The organism is Citrobacter sp. C6_1, from assembly GCF_014596835.2.
Taxonomy (GTDB): domain Bacteria; phylum Pseudomonadota; class Gammaproteobacteria; order Enterobacterales; family Enterobacteriaceae; genus Citrobacter; species Citrobacter pasteurii.
Genome location: NZ_CP115031.1, coordinates 1502565 through 1525196, shown reverse-complemented (window position 1 = coordinate 1525196; position 22632 = coordinate 1502565). Strand labels below are relative to the sequence as shown.

At 54.5% G+C, this 22632-nt stretch carries 22 protein-coding genes; 8 read left to right on the top strand and 14 right to left on the bottom strand.

What is annotated here, in order from left to right; all coding sequences use genetic code 11:
* Position 1: 1 nt before the first annotated feature.
* From arnC to arnF, 6 genes are read left to right on the top strand one after another with little or no spacing between them, the layout of a single operon-like run.
* Positions 2 to 985: an undecaprenyl-phosphate 4-deoxy-4-formamido-L-arabinose transferase gene (gene arnC, locus IB196_RS07370; protein WP_188232045.1), complete on the top strand. Its 984-nt coding sequence runs from the start codon at positions 2 to 4 to the stop codon at positions 983 to 985.
* Positions 982 to 2964, top strand: coding sequence for a bifunctional UDP-4-amino-4-deoxy-L-arabinose formyltransferase/UDP-glucuronic acid oxidase ArnA (gene arnA / locus IB196_RS07365; RefSeq protein WP_188232044.1), 1983 nt, complete (start codon positions 982 to 984; stop codon positions 2962 to 2964). Before arnC ends, arnA begins: the two co-directional genes overlap by 4 nt.
* A complete protein-coding gene (arnD, locus tag IB196_RS07360) occupies positions 2961 to 3863 on the top strand; it encodes a 4-deoxy-4-formamido-L-arabinose-phosphoundecaprenol deformylase (RefSeq protein WP_040230121.1) in 903 nt (300 codons plus the stop codon). The genes arnA and arnD overlap by 4 nt, the downstream gene beginning before the upstream one ends.
* Positions 3860 to 5518 (top strand): lipid IV(A) 4-amino-4-deoxy-L-arabinosyltransferase, encoded by a 1659-nt coding sequence (arnT, locus tag IB196_RS07355; RefSeq protein ID WP_040230122.1) that lies wholly within the window; start codon positions 3860 to 3862, stop codon positions 5516 to 5518. Before arnD ends, arnT begins: the two co-directional genes overlap by 4 nt.
* On the top strand, positions 5515 to 5850 hold the full coding sequence (arnE, locus tag IB196_RS07350; RefSeq protein WP_040230124.1) for a 4-amino-4-deoxy-L-arabinose-phosphoundecaprenol flippase subunit ArnE: 336 nt from the start codon (positions 5515 to 5517) through the stop codon (positions 5848 to 5850). Before arnT ends, arnE begins: the two co-directional genes overlap by 4 nt.
* On the top strand, positions 5850 to 6236 hold the full coding sequence (gene arnF / locus IB196_RS07345; protein WP_005129433.1) for a 4-amino-4-deoxy-L-arabinose-phosphoundecaprenol flippase subunit ArnF: 387 nt from the start codon (positions 5850 to 5852) through the stop codon (positions 6234 to 6236). The genes arnE and arnF overlap by 1 nt, the downstream gene beginning before the upstream one ends.
* Before the next feature lie 2 nt (positions 6237 to 6238).
* On the opposite strand, the gene pmrD is transcribed toward arnF, so the two are convergent.
* The 9 genes from pmrD to IB196_RS07300 form a co-directional block, all read right to left on the bottom strand.
* Positions 6239 to 6502 carry a signal transduction protein PmrD gene (gene pmrD / locus IB196_RS07340; RefSeq protein ID WP_005129436.1) on the bottom strand — a complete coding sequence of 88 codons (264 nt, stop codon included), beginning with the start codon at positions 6500 to 6502 and terminating at the stop codon, positions 6239 to 6241.
* A 95-nt stretch (positions 6503 to 6597) separates the two neighbouring features.
* Complete coding sequence (menE, locus tag IB196_RS07335; protein ID WP_040230127.1) at positions 6598 to 8022, bottom strand: o-succinylbenzoate--CoA ligase; 1425 nt, start codon at positions 8020 to 8022, stop codon at positions 6598 to 6600.
* Complete coding sequence (gene menC, locus IB196_RS07330; RefSeq protein WP_188232043.1) at positions 8019 to 8981, bottom strand: o-succinylbenzoate synthase; 963 nt, start codon at positions 8979 to 8981, stop codon at positions 8019 to 8021. Before menC ends, menE begins: the two co-directional genes overlap by 4 nt.
* Positions 8981 to 9838, bottom strand: a complete 858-nt coding sequence (gene menB / locus IB196_RS07325) for a 1,4-dihydroxy-2-naphthoyl-CoA synthase (RefSeq protein ID WP_155021364.1) — start codon at positions 9836 to 9838, stop codon at positions 8981 to 8983. Before menB ends, menC begins: the two co-directional genes overlap by 1 nt.
* Before the next feature lie 14 nt (positions 9839 to 9852).
* Positions 9853 to 10611, bottom strand: a complete 759-nt coding sequence (gene menH, locus IB196_RS07320; protein WP_155021365.1) for a 2-succinyl-6-hydroxy-2,4-cyclohexadiene-1-carboxylate synthase — start codon at positions 10609 to 10611, stop codon at positions 9853 to 9855.
* Positions 10608 to 12278 (bottom strand): 2-succinyl-5-enolpyruvyl-6-hydroxy-3-cyclohexene-1-carboxylic-acid synthase, encoded by a 1671-nt coding sequence (menD, locus tag IB196_RS07315; protein WP_188232042.1) that lies wholly within the window; start codon positions 12276 to 12278, stop codon positions 10608 to 10610. Before menD ends, menH begins: the two co-directional genes overlap by 4 nt.
* An 87-nt stretch (positions 12279 to 12365) precedes the next feature.
* The gene (menF, locus tag IB196_RS07310; protein ID WP_188232041.1) at positions 12366 to 13664 is read right to left on the bottom strand and encodes an isochorismate synthase MenF; all 1299 of its coding nucleotides are present in this window, start codon (positions 13662 to 13664) and stop codon (positions 12366 to 12368) included.
* 94 nt (positions 13665 to 13758) lie between these two features.
* The gene (gene elaB / locus IB196_RS07305) at positions 13759 to 14064 is read right to left on the bottom strand and encodes a stress response protein ElaB (RefSeq protein ID WP_005129450.1); all 306 of its coding nucleotides are present in this window, start codon (positions 14062 to 14064) and stop codon (positions 13759 to 13761) included.
* A 53-nt stretch (positions 14065 to 14117) separates the two neighbouring features.
* The gene (locus IB196_RS07300; protein ID WP_005129453.1) at positions 14118 to 14579 is read right to left on the bottom strand and encodes a GNAT family N-acetyltransferase; all 462 of its coding nucleotides are present in this window, start codon (positions 14577 to 14579) and stop codon (positions 14118 to 14120) included.
* A 67-nt stretch (positions 14580 to 14646) separates the two neighbouring features.
* Here IB196_RS07300 and rbn point away from each other — a divergent pair, with 67 nt between their 5' ends.
* Both rbn and IB196_RS07290 read left to right on the top strand, forming a co-directional pair.
* Entirely contained in the window at positions 14647 to 15564 is a 918-nt protein-coding gene (gene rbn / locus IB196_RS07295) for a ribonuclease BN (RefSeq protein WP_188232040.1), read from the top strand.
* 64 nt (positions 15565 to 15628) lie between these two features.
* The gene (locus tag IB196_RS07290) at positions 15629 to 16633 is read left to right on the top strand and encodes a chemotaxis protein (protein ID WP_005129463.1); all 1005 of its coding nucleotides are present in this window, start codon (positions 15629 to 15631) and stop codon (positions 16631 to 16633) included.
* Positions 16634 to 16692: 59 nt separating this feature from the next.
* Here the strand turns inward: IB196_RS07290 and nuoN are convergent, their stop codons facing one another.
* The 5 genes from nuoN to nuoJ form a co-directional block, all read right to left on the bottom strand.
* On the bottom strand, positions 16693 to 18150 hold the full coding sequence (gene nuoN, locus IB196_RS07285) for an NADH-quinone oxidoreductase subunit NuoN (protein WP_005129464.1): 1458 nt from the start codon (positions 18148 to 18150) through the stop codon (positions 16693 to 16695).
* 6 nt (positions 18151 to 18156) lie between these two features.
* The gene (gene nuoM / locus IB196_RS07280; protein ID WP_005129465.1) at positions 18157 to 19686 is read right to left on the bottom strand and encodes an NADH-quinone oxidoreductase subunit M; all 1530 of its coding nucleotides are present in this window, start codon (positions 19684 to 19686) and stop codon (positions 18157 to 18159) included.
* Between the two features lie 250 nt (positions 19687 to 19936).
* On the bottom strand, positions 19937 to 21778 hold the full coding sequence (gene nuoL / locus IB196_RS07275; RefSeq protein WP_005129466.1) for an NADH-quinone oxidoreductase subunit L: 1842 nt from the start codon (positions 21776 to 21778) through the stop codon (positions 19937 to 19939).
* Positions 21775 to 22077 carry an NADH-quinone oxidoreductase subunit NuoK gene (nuoK, locus tag IB196_RS07270; protein ID WP_000612644.1) on the bottom strand — a complete coding sequence of 101 codons (303 nt, stop codon included), beginning with the start codon at positions 22075 to 22077 and terminating at the stop codon, positions 21775 to 21777. Before nuoK ends, nuoL begins: the two co-directional genes overlap by 4 nt.
* Positions 22074 to 22628: an NADH-quinone oxidoreductase subunit J gene (nuoJ, locus tag IB196_RS07265; RefSeq protein WP_003028059.1), complete on the bottom strand. Its 555-nt coding sequence runs from the start codon at positions 22626 to 22628 to the stop codon at positions 22074 to 22076. Before nuoJ ends, nuoK begins: the two co-directional genes overlap by 4 nt.
* Between the last annotated feature and the right edge of the window lie 4 nt (positions 22629 to 22632).

Here is a 22632-nt window from a genome sequence, read left to right as displayed (position 1 = left end):
CATGTTTGAAGCCTCACCGATTAGTAAAGTCTCGGTGGTCATTCCCGTTTTTAACGAACAGGAAAGCCTGCCAGAATTAATCAGGCGCACCAGCGCCGCCTGCGAAAAACTGGATACTGAATATGAAATCCTGCTCATTGATGACGGTAGCAGTGACAATTCGGCTCAACTGATGATGGACGCCTCCCAGGCACCGAACAGCCATATTGTCTCTATTCTGTTGAATCGAAACTATGGGCAACACTCGGCGATTATGGCCGGTTTCAGCCACGTCACTGGCGACCTGATCATCACGTTGGATGCTGATTTACAAAACCCACCAGAGGAGATCACGCGGCTGGTTGCCACGGCAAAAGAAGGCTTCGATGTCGTCGGTACGGTGCGTCAGAACCGCCAGGACAGCCGCTTTCGTAAGACCGCCTCACGGATGATCAACCATCTGATTCAGCGCACGACCGGTAAAGCCATGGGCGATTATGGCTGCATGCTCCGCGCTTATCGCCGTCACATCGTCGATGCCATGTTGCATTGCCAGGAGCGCAGCACCTTTATTCCGATCCTGGCTAACATCTTTGCCCGCCGCGCCACGGAAATCCCGGTACACCATGCCGAGCGTGAATTTGGCGACTCTAAGTACAGTTTCATGCGTCTGATAAACCTGATGTATGACCTGGTAACCTGCCTGACCACCACGCCATTGCGTATGTTGAGCCTGCTGGGCAGCATCATTGCCGCCACAGGGTTTACCCTGTCAGTCCTGCTTGTTGTTCTTCGCCTGACGCTCGGCCCGCAGTGGGCTGCAGAAGGTGTGTTTATGCTGTTTGCCGTGCTGTTTACCTTTATCGGCGCGCAATTCATTGGCATGGGATTACTCGGCGAATATATCGGTCGCATCTATAACGATGTCCGCGCACGCCCTCGCTATTTTGTTCAACACGTTATCCGTCCACAAACCACGCAGTCAACTGAGGAAAACCGCGCATGAAAGCCGTCGTATTTGCTTATCACGATATGGGTTGTCAGGGAGTCCAGGCCCTGTTGGATGCGGGTTATGACATCGCTGCTATTTTTACGCACGCTGATAACCCAGGTGAAAAAGCGTTTTTTGGCTCAGTTTCCCGCCTCGCTGCCAGCGCAGGTATTCCGGTGTACGCTCCGGACGAGGTCAATCATCCGCTGTGGATCGAGCGGATCGGGCAGCTCGCCCCCGATATGATCTTCTCATTCTACTATCGCCATTTACTCAGCGATGAGATCCTGCGTCTTGCGCCTGCGGGTGCCTTTAATCTGCACGGCTCATTACTGCCCAAATATCGTGGCCGTGCACCGCTGAACTGGGTATTAGTCAATGGCGAAACCGAAACAGGCGTGACGCTTCATCGCATGGTCAAGCGCGCAGATGCCGGTGCCATCGTCGCCCAACAGCGCATAACCATTTCCCCCGATGACGTAGCGTTAACCCTGCACCATAAATTATGCCAGTCTGCCCGCGAGGTACTGGCGCAGGCGCTGCCAGCCATCAAAGCCGGTGATTTTCAGGAGTACCCACAACAGGAAGCCGACGCCACCTGTTTTGGTCGCCGCACGCCGGAAGACAGTTTCCTCGACTGGAACAATCCCTGCGCACAACTGCATAACATGGTTCGCGCCGTGTCCGATCCATGGCCGGGTGCATTTAGCTATGCCGGTACGCAAAAATTCACCATCTGGTCATCGCGCCAGAGTGCAAATACATCTGCAGCGCTGCCGGGAACGGTTATCTCCGTATCACCCTTGCTGATTGCCTGTGCCGATGGCGCACTCGAAATCATTACCGGGCAAGCGGGTGATGGCATTACTATGCAGGGCTCACAGCTGGCACAAGTTTTGGGTCTGGTTGCGGGTTCTCGCCTCAACAGCCAGCCCGTTTCCGCCAGCAAACGTCGTACCCGCGTTTTGATCCTTGGCGTTAACGGTTTCATTGGCAACCACCTGACCGAACGCCTGCTACGCGAAGATAACTACGAAATCTACGGGCTTGATATTGGCAGCGATGCGATTGAGCGTTTTCTGCAACACCCACGATTCCATTTTGTGGAAGGTGATATCAGCATTCACTCCGAATGGATTGAATATCATGTGAAAAAATGCGACGTTGTGCTGCCACTGGTCGCCATTGCCACGCCGATCGAATATACCCGCAACCCGCTGCGCGTCTTCGAACTCGATTTTGAAGAAAATCTGAAAATTATTCGTTACTGTGTCAAATACCGCAAACGCATCATTTTCCCGTCAACATCTGAAGTCTACGGTATGTGTACCGATAAAGACTTCGATGAAGACAGCTCCAACCTGATCGTCGGCCCGGTTAATAAACCGCGCTGGATCTACTCGGTCTCTAAACAACTGCTGGATCGCGTCATTTGGGCATTCGGTGAAAAAGAAGGGCTACGTTTCACCTTATTCCGTCCGTTTAACTGGATGGGACCGCGTCTGGACAGCCTGAACGCCGCACGTATCGGCAGCTCACGCGCCATTACCCAACTGATCCTGAATCTGGTGGAAGGCTCCCCCATCAAGCTGATTGAAGGCGGCAAGCAGAAGCGTTGCTTTACCGACATTCGTGACGGTATCGAAGCTCTGTTCCGTATCATTGAAAACGAAGGCGGGCGCTGTGACGGCGAGATCATCAATATCGGTAACCCGGATAACGAAGCAAGTATTCAGGAACTGGCTGAAATGCTCCTTTCCTGCTTCGAAAAACATCCATTGCGCCAACACTTCCCGCCGTTTGCTGGTTTCCGCGACGTTGAGAGTAGCAGCTACTATGGCAAAGGCTACCAGGACGTTGAGCACCGCAAACCCAGTATTCGTAACGCCAAACGTTGCCTGAACTGGGAACCAACAATCGAGATGCAAGAAACGGTTGAAGAGACGCTGGACTTCTTCTTACGCAGTGTGGACATCACGGAACACACATTATGACCAAAGTGGGCTTGCGCATAGATGTCGATACATTCAGAGGGACACGCGAAGGCGTGCCCCGCCTGCTGGAGACATTGAACCGGCATAACGTTCGGGCAAGTTTCTTTTTTAGCGTCGGGCCCGACAACATGGGACGCCATCTCTGGCGTCTGGTGAAGCCGCAATTTTTGTGGAAGATGCTGCGCTCAAACGCAGCCTCACTCTACGGGTGGGACATTTTACTGGCCGGCACCGCCTGGCCTGGAAAAGAAATTGGCCTGGCCAATGCGGCCATCATTTCGCAAGCTGCCCGGTATCACGAAACAGGCTTACACGCCTGGGATCATCATGCCTGGCAATCACGAAGTGGCAATTGGAACGATAAACAGCTGATTGATGATATTTCGCGAGGCATTAATGCGCTCGAAACAATCATCGGCCAACCGGTTACCTGCTCTGCCGTTGCTGGTTGGCGTGCCGACTCACGCGTCGTCGATGCGAAAGAAACATTCCATCTGCGCTATAACAGCGATTGCAGGGGAACATCGTTATTCCGTCCTGTACTTGAAACTGGAGAAATGGGGACGCCACAAATTCCGGTCACGCTACCGACATGGGATGAAGTAGTTGGTCAGGAGGTGCAGGCAGCGGACTTCAACGACTATATTCTCTCCTGCATTCAGAGGGACAAAGGCACCCCGGTCTACACGATTCACGCAGAGGTGGAAGGCATTGCTTTTCATCAGAATTTTGACGAGCTGCTGACTCGCGCTGCCGACATGGGAATTATATTTTGCCCGCTCGGCGACCTGTTACCTGACAATGTCAGTTCGCTGCCGACAGGGCAGATCGTGCGTGGAAAAATACCCGGCAGAGAGGGATGGCTCGGCTGCCAACAACCGGTGAGTGCGACACAATGAAACCTGCTGCCCGCTACACTCTGGCCTGTATCGCGTTTATTGCGCTGTATTTTATTCTCCCCATCAACAGCCGCCTGCTCTGGCAGCCTGATGAAACGCGCTATGCTGAAATCAGCCGGGAAATGCTGACGTCTGGCGACTGGATCGTGCCGCACTTTTTAGGGCTGCGTTATTTTGAAAAACCCATTGCCGGATACTGGTTAAACAGCATCGGACAATGGTTGTTTGGCGCTAATAATTTTGGCGTCAGAGCGGGGGCCATTTTTGCCACCTTACTGACGGCACTCCTGGTCGCCCGGCTTGCCATGCGGTTATGGCAAGACAAGCGTACCGCCATTCTCTCTTCAGTTATCTTTTTAACGTTTTTCTCGGTTTACAGCATCGGCACCTACGCGGTACTTGATCCCATTATCGCGCTGTGGCTAATGGCAGGCATGTGCTGTTTTTGGGAGGGAATGCAGGCCACCACCAGAACACGTAAAGTTGTCGCCTTTTTGCTGTTAGGATTCACCTGCGGCATGGGCGTGATGACCAAGGGTTTTCTGGCGCTTGCCGTTCCTGTGCTCAGCGTACTGCCGTGGGTTTTCATGCAAAAGCGTTGGAAAGATCTCATTATCTACGGTCTACTGGCAGTGGTCGGCTGCGTGGTAATTGTGCTGCCATGGGGAGTTGCGATAGCCCAGCGTGAACCGGATTTCTGGCATTACTTCTTCTGGGTTGAACATATTCAACGCTTCGCACAGGATGATGCCCAACACAAGGCTCCCATCTGGTACTACATTCCGGTATTCGTGGCTGGCGCATTACCGTGGCTCGGGCTGCTCCCCGGCGCGCTGCGTACGGGCTGGCGTGAGCGGGATGTTCCGCGCAGCGCACAGTACCTGTTAAGCTGGATTGTCATGCCAATCCTGTTTTTCAGCATCGCCAAAGGAAAACTACCGACCTATATTCTCTCCTGCTTCGCGCCGCTGGCGATATTAACGGCGCGTTTCGGCCTGCAGGCCGCGGAAAAAGGCTCAGCCGCGCTGCGCGTAAATGGCTGGATCAACGTGCTGTTCGGTGTGTCCGGCATTGTCGCCACGATTATCGTGTCCACGCTCGGACCGTTGAAGACACCGGTCTGGTCGCATATCGAAACGTATAAAGTGTTTTGCTCATGGGGTATTTTTATCACCTGGACGCTATTTGGCTGGTATACGCTTAACAACCGTGAAAAAAACTGGAAATTAGCAGCGCTCTGCCCGCTGGGGCTGGCGCTGTTGTTCGGCTTCTCAGTACCTGACCGGGTAATGGAATCCAAACAGCCGCAGTTTTTTGTCGAGATGACCAAAGAGTCGCTGGAGTCGAGCCGTTATATTTTCACCGACAGTGTTGGCGTTGCTGCTGGCCTGGCCTGGAGCCTGAAACGCGATGACATCAACATGTACGGGCAAACAGGTGAGTTAAAATACGGCCTTAATTATCCGGATGCCCAGGGACGCTTCGTCAGCCGGGATGACTTTGCCGGCTGGTTGGCGCAACATCGTCAGGAAGGGATCATTACGCTCGTGCTGTCAATTTCGAAGGATGAGGATATTAATCAGCTTGCCATTCCCCCCGCTGACTATATCGACAATCAGGGGCGCCTGGTCTTGATTCAGTACAGGCCTAAATGATCTGGCTAACCTTAGTCCTTGCCAGCCTGCTCAGCGTCTGTGGACAATTGTGTCAGAAGCAGGCCACCCGCCCGGTACCCGCTCACGCGCGAACACGCTATATCGCGCAGTGGATTGGTCTGGCGCTGGCCTGTCTGGGACTGGCCATGCTGCTCTGGCTGGCAGTATTGCAGAATATTCCCGTCGGTATCGCCTACCCAATGCTAAGCCTGAACTTTGTATGGGTCACGCTGGCGGCATGGAAAATCTGGCGCGAACCTGTCACAACGCGTCACTGGCTGGGGGTTGGGCTACTCATCACAGGCATATTTATTCTTGGGAGCGCGGTGTAATGGGCATCTTTTGGGGGCTGTGTAGCGTGATTATTACGTCGGTTGCTCAGCTAAGTCTGGGCTACGCGATGGATAATCTGCCGCCCATGCTGCAACCGCTGGCGTTTATTTCCGCCGTTTTTTCAACCAGCAACAACGCACTCGCCTTATATGGCGGGCTGGTAGGTTATTTACTGTCAGTGATGTGCTGGCATAAAGCCCTGCATCAGCTCGCGCTGAGCAAAGCCTATGCCTTGCTCAGCCTCAGCTATGTGCTGGTGTGGATCGCATCAATGATTTTACCGGGCTGGCAAGGAACCTTTTCAATAAAAGCCCTGGTGGGTGTGCTGTGTATTATGGCGGGGTTAATGACCATATTCTTACCTGTCCGCCAACACACACCCTGAGATCATTTATCGTCAGACAGTTGTCGCAGACGCTCCCATTCTTCGCAGAGATACTGTCTGGCATCAATGATTTTAATCACTCGCGATGTGTCACGGTTAATACAATACTGGGCATCTTTTAGCGGTGACAGGAGATCGCCAGCTTTTACACGCTCGCTGGCTTGCGCTTCAGCCAGCATTTTCAACGAACCACCGGTATCACAAAGTACAATATAGAGCCTCCCTGCTTTTTGGTTACAGCAAGATTTCTTCACATGCCATTCCATAGCGCACCTTTTGCTATTGATTTTCACACCAGGTTACACTTCAGCAGATAAACAAAACCGCAATGGCCTGGGAATGGCAAAAGTGAGAAATGTAATCAATGTTTTCCTAATGTTAATACTGAAGCACTTACCCAATCCGACAGCGCACGACGAGAGATTTTGATTCCTCCGGCTTTGAGTTCGGGTGGCAATGTCAGCCAGCATACCGGTTGTTGAAAGCGAGCTAGCTTGTCTTTAACCCACTCTGCCAGATTGGTGTCCCCAGCGTTGGCGTCATACTCAACGACCGCAACGGGGCGGCTGCCAAACTCTTCATCTTCTATTGGAACAATAAAAGCTTGCAGAACATGGGGATGCGATACAATAACGCGCTCCACCTCTTCCGGTTGGATCCCTTCTCCGCCACTAAAAAACAGGTTGTCCATCCGTCCGACAAGGGTTAACTTGCCATCATGCACGATGCCGCGATCGCGGGTGGCAAACCAGCCTTGCGCATTAACCAGTGGATAAAGCTGTCCGTTGCGCCAGTACCCTTGCGCCATGCTGGCGGCACGAAGCCAGACTTCATCATCAACAATCCTGACTTCTCTGCCTGGTAGTGCAGAGCCGACATCCGCCTTACCATCGGCTTCTTTCGCACACACCGTGGAGGCAAATTCCGTCAACCCGTAACCGCACCAGCAACGAATACCCTGCTCACGCGCTTGTTCAGTCAATTCAACAGGAATCGCTGCACCGCCCAGCAACACGGCCTTTAGCGATACCGGTGTGTTATTGACCAACAGTCGCCAAAGCTGCGTGGGAACCAGCGAAGCATGGGTACACCCCGTCAGCATTTGCTCTAACGGTTGCTTATCGCGCACGGTCATACGCGCGCCCGCAAACAGCCAGCGCCACATAATCCCCTGGCCGGAAACGTGAAATAACGGTAGCGAGAGCAGCCAGTCATCGTCTTCGCCAAATGGCATCAGTGACAGCACCCCCTGCGCACTCGCCAAATGCGCCTGACAGGTATGTACCGCTGCTTTCGGCACTCCGGTTGAGCCGGAAGTTAATGTCATTGTGCTCAAGCGCTGAGGCAACCAGACGGCAGCATGCTCGCCAGACTGTTCCAGCATCCGCAGCGGTGCCAACCCCGGGAGCGGGCTTTCGCCTTCCAGATCCAGCGCAAAACGCAGCGTCAGATCCGGGATTAACATATCCAGCAACGGCTGTGGTAACTGCGGGTTCACAGGTAATATTCGTGCTCCGCACTGCAACAATGCCAGCCATGCCAGCAGCGGACGGGGATGATTCCAGGCGCGGAGCAATATGCCATCGCCCTCTTCCACCCCCTGAGCCGCAAAGCCGCTTGCCAGACGATCGACCCGCGCACAGAGATCGCCCCAGCGTAACACCTCATCGTTGAGGCGTAAGGCTGGCGCGTCCGCACGAACCTGTCGCCAGTGACGCCACGGCCAGTCAGCAAATTGCACCAGGCCTGATATGCTTACGCTATCGGGCATTTCCTGCTGGATCATAGCAGGCGTTCCAGCGCATCGACCTCAATGCATGGCAACGTACTGCCAGGCCACGCGCGTACCTGCTGACACTGCATCAGGTTGAGCGTATCCAGACCAGGGATAGTCTGTGGCGTCAACCAGGCAGCAATGCGTGCCAACTGGGTTAAGCCCAGGCTCGATTCGATAGAGGAGCTGATCACGGCGGTGAGACCGAGCGCGTGTGCGGCTGCAACCTGCTCACGCACCTTGTCGAGGCTACCCGTCAGCGTAGGCTTGATAACGACTGCCTTCACGCCCTCTTCGGCCATAAAGGTGAAATCGGCTTCACGCAGACTTTCATCCCAGGCAATGGCAATCCCTGTTTCACGCGAGAACGCACGGGAATCATCACGGGTTTTACACGGCTCTTCGAGGAAGGCAATGCGCCCGCGATACTCAGGATTGACATATTTCGCAAACTGCTGGGCTTTCAGCGGCGTCCAGGCACGATTGGCATCAAGCCGCAGGTGCAGTTCCGGGATCGCCTCCAGCAACAGGTTGACGACCATACCGTCGCGAACAGCTTCATACAGACCGACTTTTACCTTCGCAACTTTCTCGCCAGGCATGTCTGCCAGTTGCAGCACCAGATCGTCAGGATCACCTGTACACAACGGCGCAGCACGATAGTCCGCCGCCTCAGGCAACGTACCCGCAAGCTCGGCCAGCGCACAGCTAACACCAAATGCAACGGCAGGCAGCTGTGGTGAGGATGAATCCCCCTGCAGCCAACCGTTAACCCAGGCCAGCAGCGCAGTTTGCGCCTCTTCCCAGGTTTCCTGGCTGAAGCCCGGAAGCGGGGAGATTTCTCCCCACCCTTCACGCTCATCGTCACGAAGACATACGTATAACCCGTCACGCGTTTTTAACCGCCTGTCGCGCAGAATCACCCCCGCGTCCATGGGGATCTGCCAGCGGTATACCTGCGCGCTACGCATTACGGATTCCGTTTGAATTTGCTGAAATCAGGCTGACGTTTCTGGTTAAAGGCGTTACGGCCTTCCTGACCTTCTTCCGTCATGTAGAACAGCATAGTGGCGTTACCTGCCAGCTCCTGCAGACCCGCCTGGCCATCGCAGTCGGCATTCAGTGCAGCTTTCAGGCAGCGCAGCGCCATCGGGCTGTTTTGCAGCATTTCACGACACCAGCGCACAGTTTCTTTTTCCAGATCGACCAGCGGAACCACGGTATTGACCAGGCCCATATCCAGCGCCTGTTTTGCATCGTATTGACGGCACAGGAACCAGATTTCACGCGCTTTTTTCTGACCTACGATACGCGCCATGTAGGACGCGCCCCACCCGCCGTCGAAGGAACCGACTTTCGGGCCAGTCTGACCAAAGATGGCGTTTTCAGCCGCAATGGTCAGGTCGCACATCATGTGCAGCACATGACCACCGCCGATGGAATACCCTGCCACCATCGCGACAACCGGTTTCGGGCATGTGCGGATCTGGCGCTGGAAGTCCAGAACGTTCAGATGATGCACGCCGGAGTCATCCTGGTATCCGCCGTAATCGCCACGTACTTTCTGATCGCCACCCGCACAGAACGCTTTGTCGCCCGCACCGGTCAGAATAATCACGCCGATATTGTCGTCATAGCGTGCATCCGCCAGCGCCTGAATCATCTCTTTGACGGTAACAGGACGGAAAGCATTGCGTACCTGCGGACGATTAATGGTGATTTTTGCAATACCGTCGGTGGATTTCTCATAGAGAATGTCGGTGTAGTCTTCAGAGCAGTCGAGCCATTCTACTGGTGCGTAAAGCATTGTTTCATCAGGATAGATCATAAAATGTCCTATAGTCAGCGACGCAGAATCTGAGCCAGACAGTCCACCACGCCAACGGGATTGTCCCGATGCGCGTTGTGTCCGGCGTTACGAATCACATGGTTCGGCACGGATATTTCCGCCGCCAGAGTGCGGAATTTATCGTCACGTTCACCACATAAATAATAAAACGGAAATGTGCACGTAGTGAGTTGCGCACGTAAATCAGGTTGTATGGCCAGCGAAGTGGCTTCCAGCATTGCCGCCAACGTTTCACCTTTATTCTGGCAGCGTAAAGCGACCAGCGCCGCTCTTTGCGCGACATTCAGCGAGGAAAAGACCGGCTGTTGATACCAGTCATTAAACACCTCGCGCAGCGGCTCAGTGCGAAAACGCGCGGCCCAGCGGCCATCGGAGAGACGACGCTGAATGCGCTCATCTTCGTGTTGTAAGCCAGGGTGCCCACCTTCAACAACCAGACCGCAGAGTCCCGGCATCCCCTGACAGGCCGCCATCATTGCAACTCTGCCGCCAAGGGAATATCCCACCAGCCAGTAGTTAAGTATGTTGTAACTAAGCAGCGTGTTACGCAACAAATCGCTGACGTCATCGAATCCGTTCACGCTGATATCAGCAGAACCGCCGTGGCCAGGCAGGTCGATATACAACCGCGAATAGTCCGGGAATGCTTCACCTACCGTCTGCCATTCCCGGCGATCACCGGAAAATCCGTGCAGGAAAACCAGCCAGGGGGAATCCACATGACCCGTGTTCGCCTGCGCGTGCAGGATCATAGATGACTTACCTGCGCCAGCAGTTGCTGCAGGGTTTGCGCCCCGTCAGTTTCATTCACTACCAGCTCAATCACCGTAGCCACCGGGGTACGCCAGGCGTTCGTCAGCGCGCTCTCCAGTTGCGCCCAGTTCTCCGGGCGGTGATATTTGAGGTCAAACATAGCCGCGGCATGCTCAAAATGGACGTTCTGCGGCATCAGGTAGAACCGTTCACGTTCGCCTGGCGGGGTTGGCAGCAGGGAGAAAATCTGTCCGCCGTTATTATTCACCACAATCAGGACAAACGGCGCGGAAACCTGACGCAAAAGCGCCAGCGCATTCAGGTCATACAGCGCGGATAAATCGCCAACAATAGCCAGCGTCGATTTTGCACTGGCACGCTGTACGCCTGCCGCCGTTGACAGCAGGCCGTCAATACCGCTCGCACCGCGATTGCTGTAAACCGGGAAACCTGCCGGAAGCTGAGACAGTGCGTCAATCAGCCGTACAACCAGGCTGTTCCCCACGAACAACTGTCCCTGCTCTGGCAGATACTCGCGAATACGGTGCGCCAGCTGTGCTTCGCCAAACGTGTCACGGCGGGCTTCTACCGCCTGCCATGCCTGTTGCGCCAGCCGTGGGATCTCCACACACCAGGGCTGGCGTTTCTCCGCCGGATGCAGCTCCAGCCAGTCGCCTACTTTTGCCACCAGCCGGCGCCCACGATGGTGAGCCGGATCGAGGCGGCCTTCGATATTGTCGACAATCCAGAATTCCTGTGGGTCGCAATTGGCCTGCCATTGCAGCAGTCGTTTACCGGTCAGACTACTGCCGAGCTGCACCACAATCTGCGCCTGCTCTAATTCAGCTATCGCTTTCGCGTTCCCCAGCCACAGATCGGCGCAGGGCAACGGCTGTCCGGTTTGCGACAGCACATCACCAATGAGTGGCCAGCCTAACGTCTGCGCCCAGAGCGCAACTTTCTTGCCCTCTTCGGCGCTCATGCGCCCGGCAAGTACTACACCACGTTTTTGCCGCCAGAAAAACCAGTCGCGTTGTTTATCACTTTCCAGTCGACGCGCTGCGCCCAACCAGGGTTTATCATCCTGCCACCAGTCACCAAGACGCTGCTGCCAGGCCAGACCCGTTTCGTCCATCTCGCCATATAAGGGTTCTGCAAACGGACAGTTTATATGAACCGCCCCGCTATGCAGCGCGGCTAAGGCGTTATCGATGGCAGACACCAGCCAGCTTGCCGGAATGTCCTGCGTCGGACGCGGTAAAGAGAGCGTTTGCGACGGATGCGAGGCAAACATGCCGGCCTGACGAATAGCCTGGTTAGCGCCACAGTCAATAAGCTCAGGCGGTCTGTCAGCGGTAAGCAAAATCAGTTTTTCACCGGTCAGCCCGGCTTCAATCAGCGCCGGATACAAATTCGCTACCGCCGTACCAGAGGTGACAATAACGGCAACAGGTTGCCTACTGACTTTCGCCAGACCTAAGGCGAGATGCCCCAGTCCGCGCTCGTCAAAATGGGTATGATGGATAAAAGCGGGATTTTCCGCTGCCGCTAAAGTCAACGGCGTCGAACGAGAGCCAGGGGCAATGCAAACATGCCTGACGCCGTGGCGAGTGAGAGCTTCCAGAATGACCGCCGCCCAGCGTCGGTTAAATGCGCTTACTGACATGAGATTGTCCGGTATCAATATTGCGACACAGTATAAAGAATCGAATAAATGGATTTTTGATATGAGTCGGGAATATACACGAAATCATTATCCTTCTATCGATAATAAAGTACGTAACCCTGCCGCTTTATTATCTATTTCTTGCCATTCTTGCTCAGGTTCTGAACCGCGCACGATCCCCGCCCCGGCATACAGGCGTACGACATTTGCGCTAATTTTCGCTGAACGTAATGACACGCAAAACTCGCTCTGACGCAGTGAAAGATAACCCGCAGAACCGGCATACCACTCGCGTTCAAAGGGTTCATTATGTTGGATAAATTCACGCGCCAGCTCGCGTGGAATACCCGCTACGGCCGCAGTAGGCTGTAGCTGTACCAGACAGAGCGTATCATCCGCCTGATTGAGCGCAGTCCAGATACAGCGGCGCAGATGCTGTACTTTGCGCAGTCTAAGTACCTGTGGCGGCAGGACATCGAGGGTTTGCGTACAGTTCTGCAGCCGTTGGCAAATATCTTCCACCACCAACATGTTCTCACGCTGATTTTTATCGTCCTTCATCAGCCATTCACCCAACTGCCAGGCACGATGATCGTCAGGGTGATTGGCAACGGTTCCGGCCAGCGCCTCAGTGCGCAGTGCCGTGTCACGCCGCCTGTACAGGCGTTCAGGGGATGAGCCAAGAAAAGCAGATCCGGCGGAAAACGCCATATAGAAGTGGTAACAGTTGAGATTTAAACGACGACTGGAGGCCATAACCGCCGCGGCATTAACCGGCTGAGAAAACTGTAAATCGGTCGCCCGCGCCAGCACCACTTTGTCGAGTTCTTCCTCAGCAATGGTCTGCGTGGCAAGCTCAATAAGGCGAACCCAACCATCTTTATCCGGCCAGTGCTGCTCTCCCGTCAAAATCAGACGCAATGCGGGAAGCGGTTTTACCTGTGCAAGTGTTGAAATAAACGCAGCGGCCTGCGCGGCATCTTCACGCAACGACACGTCGCTATACAGGTGTAGTCGTAAGGTAGCAACCCCGGCGCAGCGTCGCCATTCCAGTCGCGGCAGCAATAAATTACCGCGCTGCGGCTCAAACGCATTCAGACCCCAGACGCGCAGTTCGGGGTAATTATCATGTTGGCGTAAAAACCGTTGAGCAGATTCCAGTGAGGAGAATGTCGCAACTGCGCCCAGCACAGCTGCTTCTTCATCGCCGTTACGTTGCTGCCAGTAAAACTGAGGCCAGACGGGCTGGCTGGCCAGCCATCCTAAAGCGTCAAAAGCATCGTTCAGTGGGAAAGGTATGTCGTAAATACGAATGCCAGGTGCTGCCGGTATCTCTTGCGACAAAATGCGCATCAGACTTTCCAGCGCAGTAGTGATTGAATGCACGCGGACCTCTCCCTGTTAAAAACCTCTCATTATACGGGGTACTGAGCAGAAAAAGCAGTACCCCCGTATAGGGGGTGCGATAACAGCGCTATATTTATCGCCGTGCCAGCAATAATCCCATCACTAAACCGACTGTCGCCCCCACGCCGATCCCACGCCAGGGTTTTTCGTGTACATAGTCATCTGCCCGGCAAACAGCCTGCTTTGCACGATAATAGTAACTGTCAGAGGCGTGACTAACGCGATTTCTCACCTCTTCTAACGCCTGCTCAGCCCGCGCTTTCAACTCAAGGTACTTCTGGTCGGCAGGATCGCCGGAAGAACGTAACACTTCTTCCAGCGTTTCACTCAACAATTCCAGATCGTCATCAATACGTGATTCGTAAGAATGAAAAGACATTTTATTCTCCCTTTCTATTGACGTATCCGCTAACTATAGACGACAGGTGCTGTTTACGCTTGATGCCCCTCACGCGCCATGCCGATGTGTGGAATACCGTCTTCGTCATAGATCTCCGTGACGGGAACAAAACCAAATCTCGCATAGAACGATTGCAGATGCGCCTGAGCCCCCAGGTATAACGCCTTATGCGGCCAATGCTGCGCACAGGATGCCAGCGTTTGCATCATTAACTGCTGCCCCAATTTTTCGCCGCGTAGCGCTTCGCTTACAATCACCCGGCCAATTACTACCGGCTCCAGATCATCGTCACTTTTCAGAATCCTCGCATACGCCACCAGTTCATCATTATGCCATCCCAGAATGTGACGGTTCTCGCCGACTAAGTCGTCGCCATCCACGTCCTGATACGGACATTGTTGCTCAACAACGAATACTGCGCAGCGAAGCTGAAGAATGGCATACAGCTCCTGAACACTCAGCTTTGCATGATGGAGATCTTGCCAGTGGATCATTGTCTGCCCCTTTGTTGTGATAACCTGAACACCCTGCCTCATTGATGGCGAAAAGTGTAACGTAAAGATGGAATTACTATTTTTAGGTACGTCTGCGGGAGTTCCCACACGTTCTCGCAATGTAACGGCAATATTACTGAATCTGCAACACCCGACTCAGGCAGGTTTGTGGCTTTTTGATTGCGGCGAAGGGACGCAGCATCAAATGCTTAGCTCCCCGTTCAACCCAGGCAAACTTGATCGTATTTTTATCAGTCATCTGCATGGCGATCACCTGTTTGGTTTACCGGGGCTGCTGTGCAGTCGTTCAATGGCCGGAAACGTCCAGCCGTTGACGCTTTATGGGCCGAAAGGATTACGGGAATTTACCGAAACAGCCCTGCGACTGAGCGGTTCCTGGACCGATTATCCACTGGAAATTGTGGAAATCACCGCCGGTGATGTTGTGGATGACGGCCTGCGCAAAGTGACCGCGTTTCGACTGGAACATCCGCTGGAGTGCTACGGTTTTCGTGTTGAAGAACACGACAAGCCGGGGGCGCTTAATGCCAGCGCCCTGAAGGCGGCAGGCGTTAAAGCGGGCCCGTGGTTCCAGGATTTGAAAGCCGGGAAAACCATCGTGCTGGAGGATGGTCGCGCGATTAACGGCGCCGATTTTCTCTCCCCGGCAACCCGAGGAAAATCCGTGGCAATTTTCGGTGATACCGGGCCCTGTGCGAGCGCTATCGAACTGGCAAAAGGGGTGGACGTGATGGTACATGAAACCACGCTGGACGCCTCAATGGAGGAAAAAGCCAACAGCCGCGGGCATAGCTCCACCCGGCAGGCCGCACAGCTGGCACTGGACGCCGGTGTGGGCATACTCATCATGACCCACGTCAGCTCACGCTACGATGCAAAAGGCTGCCAGCGGTTACTTGAAGAGTGCAGAGCGATTTTTCCAGACACGGAACTGGCTCACGATTTCGCCATTTTCACCGTTTAGCGCTTTATTTTTCCGCCTCAATGCCGATAACAGTGGAAAGGCTGGCTTTCACACTGAGGACAGGATGAACAATTTTCAGAAAGATATTGATGACAGGACCAATTTAACCTTGTCGAACCGCTTTGAGCTGCTGCTGTTTCGCCTTGGCAAATCCGTTGAGGAGCAGAAATCAGAGCTGTTTGGCATCAACGTATTCAAACTGCGTGAAATCGTACCGATGCCGACCTTCACGCGTCCGGCAGGCATGAAGGCACCGCTTTTAGGGATGGTTAACATTCGCGATCAGGTGATACCGGTGATTGACCTGCCTGCCGTCGCAGGCTGTAAGCCAGAGACCGGACTCAACATCCTGTTGATCACAGAGTACGCCCGCAGCGTCCAGGCGTTTGCGGTGGAGTCAGTAGAGAACATTATGCGCCTCGACTGGCAACAGGTGCATACCGCCGAGAAAGCCGTCAATGGCCGCTACATTACCAGTATCGCCTGTCTGGACGACAACAAAGAGACCAACAACCTGGCGCTGGTGCTCGACGTTGAGCAAATTCTGTACGACATCGTACCGTCGAACCACGATCTGCGCGCAACTGATCTGAAAACCAATAAGTTCAACATCACGCCAGGTGCGGTGGCGATAGTGGCAGATGACTCCAAAGTGGCTCGCGCGATGCTGGAAAAAGGTCTCAACGCCATGGAGATCCCACACCTGATGCATGTGACGGGCCAGGATGCGTGGGAAAAAATTCAACAGCTATCTGAAGAAGCGGAAGCGGAAGGTAAGCCAATCAGCGAAAAGATTGCCCTGGTGCTCACCGACCTGGAAATGCCGGAGATGGACGGTTTTACGCTGACCCGTAAGATAAAAACCGACGAACGCCTGAAGAAGATCCCGGTCGTGATTCACTCCTCGCTTTCCGGTAGCGCTAATGAAGATCACGTCCGCCGGGTTAAGGCCGATGGTTATGTGGCCAAATTCGAAGTCAATGAGCTTTCTTCAGTAATCCAGGAAGTGATGGATCGCACAGCGAAAGGCATCAGCGGTCCACTGGTGAGCAGGCAGCTTTTGAACTAACTATCTTTCACGCATAAAAAAACCCGCCGAGGCGGGTTTTTTCGTTATTGCATTTAGCCTTACATCAGCGGAGCCGCTAACTGCACGATGCTGATCAGCGGTTGCGGGTAGATACCCAGCACCAGTACCAGCAGGGCAGAAATCAGCACCACGATACCGCCCGCGCTGTACTGCCAGTTGGATGGCGCATCGCGGTTCAGTTGCTGCGGTGCGCTCAGGTACAGGCTCACGGCAACGCGCAGGTAGTAGTACAAACCAATCGCCGAACCGACCACCACAGCGGCAACCAGCCACCACAGGTTAGCCTGCACACCGACCGCCAGTACGTAGAACTTACCGATAAAGCCCAGCGTCATCGGGATACCCGCCAGAGACAGCATCATCACCGTCATCACCGCCGCGAGGATCGGACGATGCCAGAACAGACCACGGTAAGAGAACAGAGAATCTGCATCCGGACCACGGTACGGGCTGGACATCAGGCTGACCACACCGAACGCGCCAAGGCTGCTGAACAGATAACCGGCCAGGTAAACGCCAACTGCTTCCATCGACATCTCGCCGCTCTGCAGAGCAATCAGTGCCACCAGCAGGTAACCGAGGTGAGAGATGGAAGAGTAACCGAGCAGACGTTTGATATTGGTCTGGCTCAGCGCCATCAGGTTACCGAAGATGATGGACGCAAAGGCAATCACACCGAGCACGATACGAACCGCTTCGCTGTCGCCAACCGGCGCGTACAGGAACAGACGCATTACCACGCCGAAGATAGCGATTTTGCTCGCCGTCGCCAGGAAGGTGGAAACCGGAGCAGGAGCGCCCTGGTAGACGTCTGGCGTCCACAGATGGAACGGAACCAGTGAAAGTTTGAAGCCGAGGCCAACAATCATCAGACCAAAGCCCGCCAGCAGCAGCGGTTCGCTCAGCATGCCGTCACCGAGGCTCTTACCAAGCGCAATGAACGACAGGTTGCCGGACTGCGCGTACACCAGCGCCATACCGAACAGCAGGAAGGAAGACGCGGCGGCAGACAGGATGGTGTATTTGATACTGGCTTCCAGCGAACGCTTCTGACGGAACGCATAACCGACCAGGCCAAACAGCGGCAGAGAGATCAGTTCGATACCGAGGAACAGCGCCGCCAGATGATTAGCATTGGCGAGCAGAATTCCACCCAGCGCGGCAATCAGCACCAGCAGGTAGAATTCTTCCCGGTTGTCGTCGTAGCCTTCCAGCCACGGGTAAGCAAAGGTACAGGTGGCAAGGCTCGCCAGCAGCACCAGCCCGGTGTAGAGCATAGCGAAACCGTCAACCCGCATCAGCGGGGTGACGTCCATGGCGCCCGCCTGGCCAACAAACCAGAGCGAAACCAGCGCGGCGTTAAGCCCAATGACCGACAGCGTGGCATTGAGGAAGTGATTGCGTCGCCACGCAATGGAGAGCATCACAACCACCACCGTCAAGCCGACGATCAGCAGCGGTAGCAGCGCAATCAGGTGTTGTGGAGTTATTGTCATGGCGATTTACGGCCTTGTAGTAGTAACGGAATTAACAAACCACTGCTGGATGTTGCTCATCGCAGAATGCGAGGTATCCAGAATCGGCTGCGGATAGAAGCCAAGCAGTACCAGAAGCACAACCAGCAACAGGATGATAAACAGCTCACGCAGCGACATCCCTGGCAGTTCAACACTGGCAATCTGGCTTTTCGCCTTACCAAAGTAAGCGCGATGCAGCATCGCCAGCGAGTATACAGAAGCAAACACCAGACCAAAGGTTGAGATCACCGTAATGACCGGAACCACCTGGTAGCTGCCGAACAGAATCATAAATTCGCCAACGAAGTTACCTGTACCCGGCATACCCAGCGTACACACTGCGAAGAACATCGACAGCGCTGGCAACCATTTCATTTTGCCCCACAGGCCGCCCATCATACGCATATCACGCGTGTGCAGACGTTCGTACAGCTGACCACACAGAATGAACAGACCGGCTGCGGACAGACCGTGCGCAATCATCTGGATAACAGCACCCTGGTACGCCAGCTGGCTGCCAGTGTAGATAGCAATCAGTACGAAGCCCATGTGCGATACGGAAGTGTAGGCAATCAGACGTTTGATATCGTACTGATTAAAGGCCATCCACGCGCCGTAGAAGATGCCGATTACGCCAAGCCACATAGCGATAGGTGCAAACTCCGCCGACGCGTTCGGGAACAGCGGCAGAGAGAAACGCAGCAGACCGTAGGCCGCGGTTTTCAGCAGAATCCCCGCCAGGTCAACGGAACCAGCGGTCGGTGCCTGGGAGTGCGCATCCGGCAACCAGCCGTGCAGCGGAACCACCGGCATTTTCACCGCAAAAGCGATGAAGAAGCCCAGCATCAGCAGGTATTCCACGCCGTGGGACATCGGGGTATTCAGCAGTTCTTCATAGTTGAAGGTCCACACGCCGGTCGCTTTATAGTGCACAAACACCAGCGCCAGGATGGCAATCAACATCACCAGACCACTCGCCTGGGTATAAATGAAGAACTTGGTTGCCGCCGTGATACGCGTTTTACCGTCAGAGGCTTTATGCCCCCAAAGTGCTATCAGGAAGTACATCGGCACCAGCATCATTTCCCAGAAGAAGAAGAACAGGAACATGTCGATGGCAAGGAACACGCCGATAACGCCGCCTAAGATCCACATCAGGTTCAGGTGGAAGAAGCCCTGGTATTTTTCGATTTCATTCCAGGAGCAGAGTACCGCCAGAACACCGAGCAGACCGGTCAGCACCACCATCAGCAGCGATAAACCGTCGATGGCTAAGTGAATAGAGATGCCGAAACGCGGGATCCACGGCAGGATAAACTCAGACTGCCACTGCGGAATGCCAGCGGATTGCGTCAGTGAATAGCCGCCCTGCAACCACAGTTGCAGGCCAAGCGCCAGCGTCAGTCCCATGGTAATCAGCGCGATCCAACGCGGCACCTTCACGCCAAAGCGCTCGGTCTGCCAGCACAGGAAGCCACCGATAAAGGGGATTAATATCAACCAGGGTAATAACATAGCTAAGTATGTCCCTTATATTTACTCCTGCTCAGGCTATCTCACTCGTCAGCCCAAATCCCGGCAGTGCTCGCAATCCTCACGTACTTCAGTACGCTCCGGTTGCTCTGCGCTGGCGGTATTCGGTCTGACTTCGCCGATGACGCCTGTACTTCAGGAACAGATTTTCAACGAATTCTAAAAATTATTTTGGGTTTGTAGGCCGGATAAGCGCAGCGCCATCCGGCAGTTGTTCATCCAGCCAACAAACTCAACGCAGTACCATCAACAGTGCCAGCACAACAACGGCGCCGATGCTCATTGATGCCACATACCAACGCAGATAGCCGTTCTCGCTTAACAGCAGGCCTTTACCTGCAAAGCGGGACAGGATCGCCGGAATGTTCATCATTGCGTTCAGCGGATCGCGTTTCAGCAGCCATGCAATGCCAAGGAACGGCTTGACGAACACTTTGTCGTACAGCCAGTCGAAGCCCCAGGCGTTATACCACCAGGTACCCAGCAGACGGCCTGGCGCACTGTTGGCAATCGATGTCACAAGCTGGCGTTTACCCAGCCACAGCCATGCTGCGATCAAGATACCCGCAATCGCGACGATACCGGAGGTAATTTCCAGCGTCATAACGCGACCATGCTCAAGCTCGGTCGTCGAAGGCAGTACACCATGAAGCGGCGGCACAATCAGCGCGCCAACGAAGGTGGACAGGATCATCAGCACAATCAGCGGCAGATGATGGGTAATCCCCTTCCCGGCGTGAGCGTGAATTTGTTCTTTACCGTGGAACACGATGAAAATCATACGGAAGGTATACAGAGAGGTCATAAACGCACCGACCAGACCTGCAACCATCAGATTGATATGACCGTTCGCCATTGCACCGGCCAGAATCTCATCCTTACTGAAGAAACCAGCGGTAATCAGCGGCAGAGCCGACAACGCTGCGCCACCAATCAGGAAGCAGAGATACACCAGCGGAATAGACTTACGCAGGCCGCCCATCTTGAAGATGTTCTGTTCGTGGTGGCAGGCCAGGATAACCGAGCCGGATGCCAGGAACAGCAGCGCTTTAAAGAAGGCGTGCGTCATCAGGTGGAAAATCGCCGCATCCCACGCCTGTACACCGAGAGCCAGGAACATATAACCAATCTGGCTCATGGTGGAGTACGCAAGAACGCGTTTGATGTCGGTCTGTACCAGCGCAGCAAAACCCGCCAGCACCAGAGTGATAGCCCCGATAATCCCCACCAGGTGCAGGATTTCTGGGGTCATCAGGAACAGGCCGTGGGTACGTGCAATCAGGTAGACACCGGCGGTAACCATCGTTGCAGCGTGGATCAGCGCAGAGACGGGCGTTGGGCCTGCCATCGCATCAGCAAGCCATGTTTGCAACGGCAGCTGCGCGGATTTACCGACCGCACCACCCAGCAGCATCAGGGTTGCCCACATCAGCATGTTGTTGCCGTCTGCAAAGTGCGCAGGTGCCAGTTCCACCATCTCGCGGAAGTTCAGCGTACCCAGCTCGTTGTAGAGAATGAACAGTGCGAAGGCGAGGAACACGTCACCGACACGGGTCACCACGAAAGCTTTCATTGCCGCTGCGCCATTCTTCGGATCGGTGTAATAGAAACCGATCAGTAAGTAAGAGCACAGACCCACGCCTTCCCAGCCGAGGTACATCAGCAGCAGGTTATCCGCCAGTACCAGAACCACCATGCTGGCGATAAACAGGTTAGTGTAGGCGAAGAAGCGGGAGTAACCCTCTTCCCCGCGCATATACCAGGAAGCGAACATGTGGATCAGGAAGCCGACACCGGTTACCACGGAGAGCATGGTCAGCGACAAGCCGTCCAGCACCAGGTTGAAACCGATGTTGAAATCACCGACGGACATCCACGTCCACAGCGGCTGGCTGTAGGCCTGCTGGCCATTAGCAAAGAAGTCAACGCCAACAAACGCAGTAACCAGCGCCGCCAGGCCAATCGACCCGACACCCACGGTCGCGGACAGATTTTCTGACCAACGGCCGCGGGAGAACGCCAGTAATACAAAGCCAATAAATGGCAGAATAATGGTTAAGGCAAGCATGTTCATCCACGCATCTCACTTACTGAATCGATGTTCAGGTTCTGGCGACGGCGATGAAGTTGCAACAACAGCGCAAGTCCAATGCTCGCTTCCGCAGCCGCAAGGCTGATGGCGAGAATGTACATCACCTGACCATCGGTCTGGCCCCAGTAGCTTCCGGCGACCACAAAGGCCAGCGCAGAGGCGTTAATCATGATTTCCAGCCCGATCAGCATAAACAGCAGATTGCGGCGGATAACCAGACCGGTCAAACCCAGGACGAATAAAATCGCAGCGAGGATCAGTCCATGTTGTAAGGGGATCATGCGTGCTCCTCCGTTTTTCTTTTCGCGCGGTCATCGGTGCGATTGCTCAGCACTTCACCTGAACGCTCTTCGCGCCCCACGTGGAAGGCCACAACCAGACCCGCCAGCAGCAGCATCGAAGCCAGTTCAACCGCCAGTACATACGGTCCGAACAGGGAAATACCGACTGCTTTCGCGCTAATTGGCGTCCCGTCGATGCCCTGATCGTTTACGCCCAGAATGGCGTAAACAATGACCACCAGCATGATGGCCGACAGAATCGCCGGTCCAATCCACACCTGAGGTTTCAGCCACTGGCGTTCCTGTTCAATTTCAGAACCACCGAGGTTGAGCATCATTACCACGAATACGAACAGCACCATGATGGCGCCCGCGTAGACGATAATTTCCAGCGCACCCGCGAAGTAAGCGCCTAACGAGAAGAACACCCCGGAAATCGCCAGCAGCGAAATAATCAGATACAACAGTGCGTGTACCGGATTGGTGTGGGTGATCACCCGCAAGGTTGCGAGAATGGCTATCAGGCCACAGATATAAAAAGCGAACTCCATTGCC

Excerpts from the sequence above, each read along its gene's own strand:
- nuoL (WP_005129466.1), bottom strand. The coding sequence starts at position 21,778 with ATGAACATGCTTGCCTTAACCATTATTCTGCCATTTATTGGCTTTGTA.
- nuoJ (WP_003028059.1), bottom strand. The coding sequence starts at position 22,628 with ATGGAGTTCGCTTTTTATATCTGTGGCCTGATAGCCATTCTCGCAACC.
- arnE (WP_040230124.1), top strand. The coding sequence starts at position 5,515 with ATGATCTGGCTAACCTTAGTCCTTGCCAGCCTGCTCAGCGTCTGTGGA.
- rbn (WP_188232040.1), top strand. The coding sequence starts at position 14,647 with ATGGAATTACTATTTTTAGGTACGTCTGCGGGAGTTCCCACACGTTCT.
- menC (WP_188232043.1), bottom strand. The coding sequence starts at position 8,981 with ATGCGTAGCGCGCAGGTATACCGCTGGCAGATCCCCATGGACGCGGGG.
- arnC (WP_188232045.1), top strand. The coding sequence starts at position 2 with ATGTTTGAAGCCTCACCGATTAGTAAAGTCTCGGTGGTCATTCCCGTT.
- nuoN (WP_005129464.1), bottom strand. The coding sequence starts at position 18,150 with ATGACAATAACTCCACAACACCTGATTGCGCTGCTACCGCTGCTGATC.
- menH (WP_155021365.1), bottom strand. The coding sequence starts at position 10,611 with ATGATCCTGCACGCGCAGGCGAACACGGGTCATGTGGATTCCCCCTGG.
- IB196_RS07290 (WP_005129463.1), top strand. The coding sequence starts at position 15,629 with ATGAACAATTTTCAGAAAGATATTGATGACAGGACCAATTTAACCTTG.
- arnF (WP_005129433.1), top strand. The coding sequence starts at position 5,850 with ATGGGCATCTTTTGGGGGCTGTGTAGCGTGATTATTACGTCGGTTGCT.
- nuoM (WP_005129465.1), bottom strand. The coding sequence starts at position 19,686 with ATGTTATTACCCTGGTTGATATTAATCCCCTTTATCGGTGGCTTCCTG.
- arnA (WP_188232044.1), top strand. The coding sequence starts at position 982 with ATGAAAGCCGTCGTATTTGCTTATCACGATATGGGTTGTCAGGGAGTC.
- menB (WP_155021364.1), bottom strand. The coding sequence starts at position 9,838 with ATGATCTATCCTGATGAAACAATGCTTTACGCACCAGTAGAATGGCTC.
- menE (WP_040230127.1), bottom strand. The coding sequence starts at position 8,022 with ATGATCCAGCAGGAAATGCCCGATAGCGTAAGCATATCAGGCCTGGTG.
- pmrD (WP_005129436.1), bottom strand. The coding sequence starts at position 6,502 with ATGGAATGGCATGTGAAGAAATCTTGCTGTAACCAAAAAGCAGGGAGG.
- menD (WP_188232042.1), bottom strand. The coding sequence starts at position 12,278 with ATGTCAGTAAGCGCATTTAACCGACGCTGGGCGGCGGTCATTCTGGAA.
- IB196_RS07300 (WP_005129453.1), bottom strand. The coding sequence starts at position 14,579 with ATGATCCACTGGCAAGATCTCCATCATGCAAAGCTGAGTGTTCAGGAG.
- arnD (WP_040230121.1), top strand. The coding sequence starts at position 2,961 with ATGACCAAAGTGGGCTTGCGCATAGATGTCGATACATTCAGAGGGACA.
- nuoK (WP_000612644.1), bottom strand. The coding sequence starts at position 22,077 with ATGATCCCCTTACAACATGGACTGATCCTCGCTGCGATTTTATTCGTC.
- arnT (WP_040230122.1), top strand. The coding sequence starts at position 3,860 with ATGAAACCTGCTGCCCGCTACACTCTGGCCTGTATCGCGTTTATTGCG.
- elaB (WP_005129450.1), bottom strand. The coding sequence starts at position 14,064 with ATGTCTTTTCATTCTTACGAATCACGTATTGATGACGATCTGGAATTG.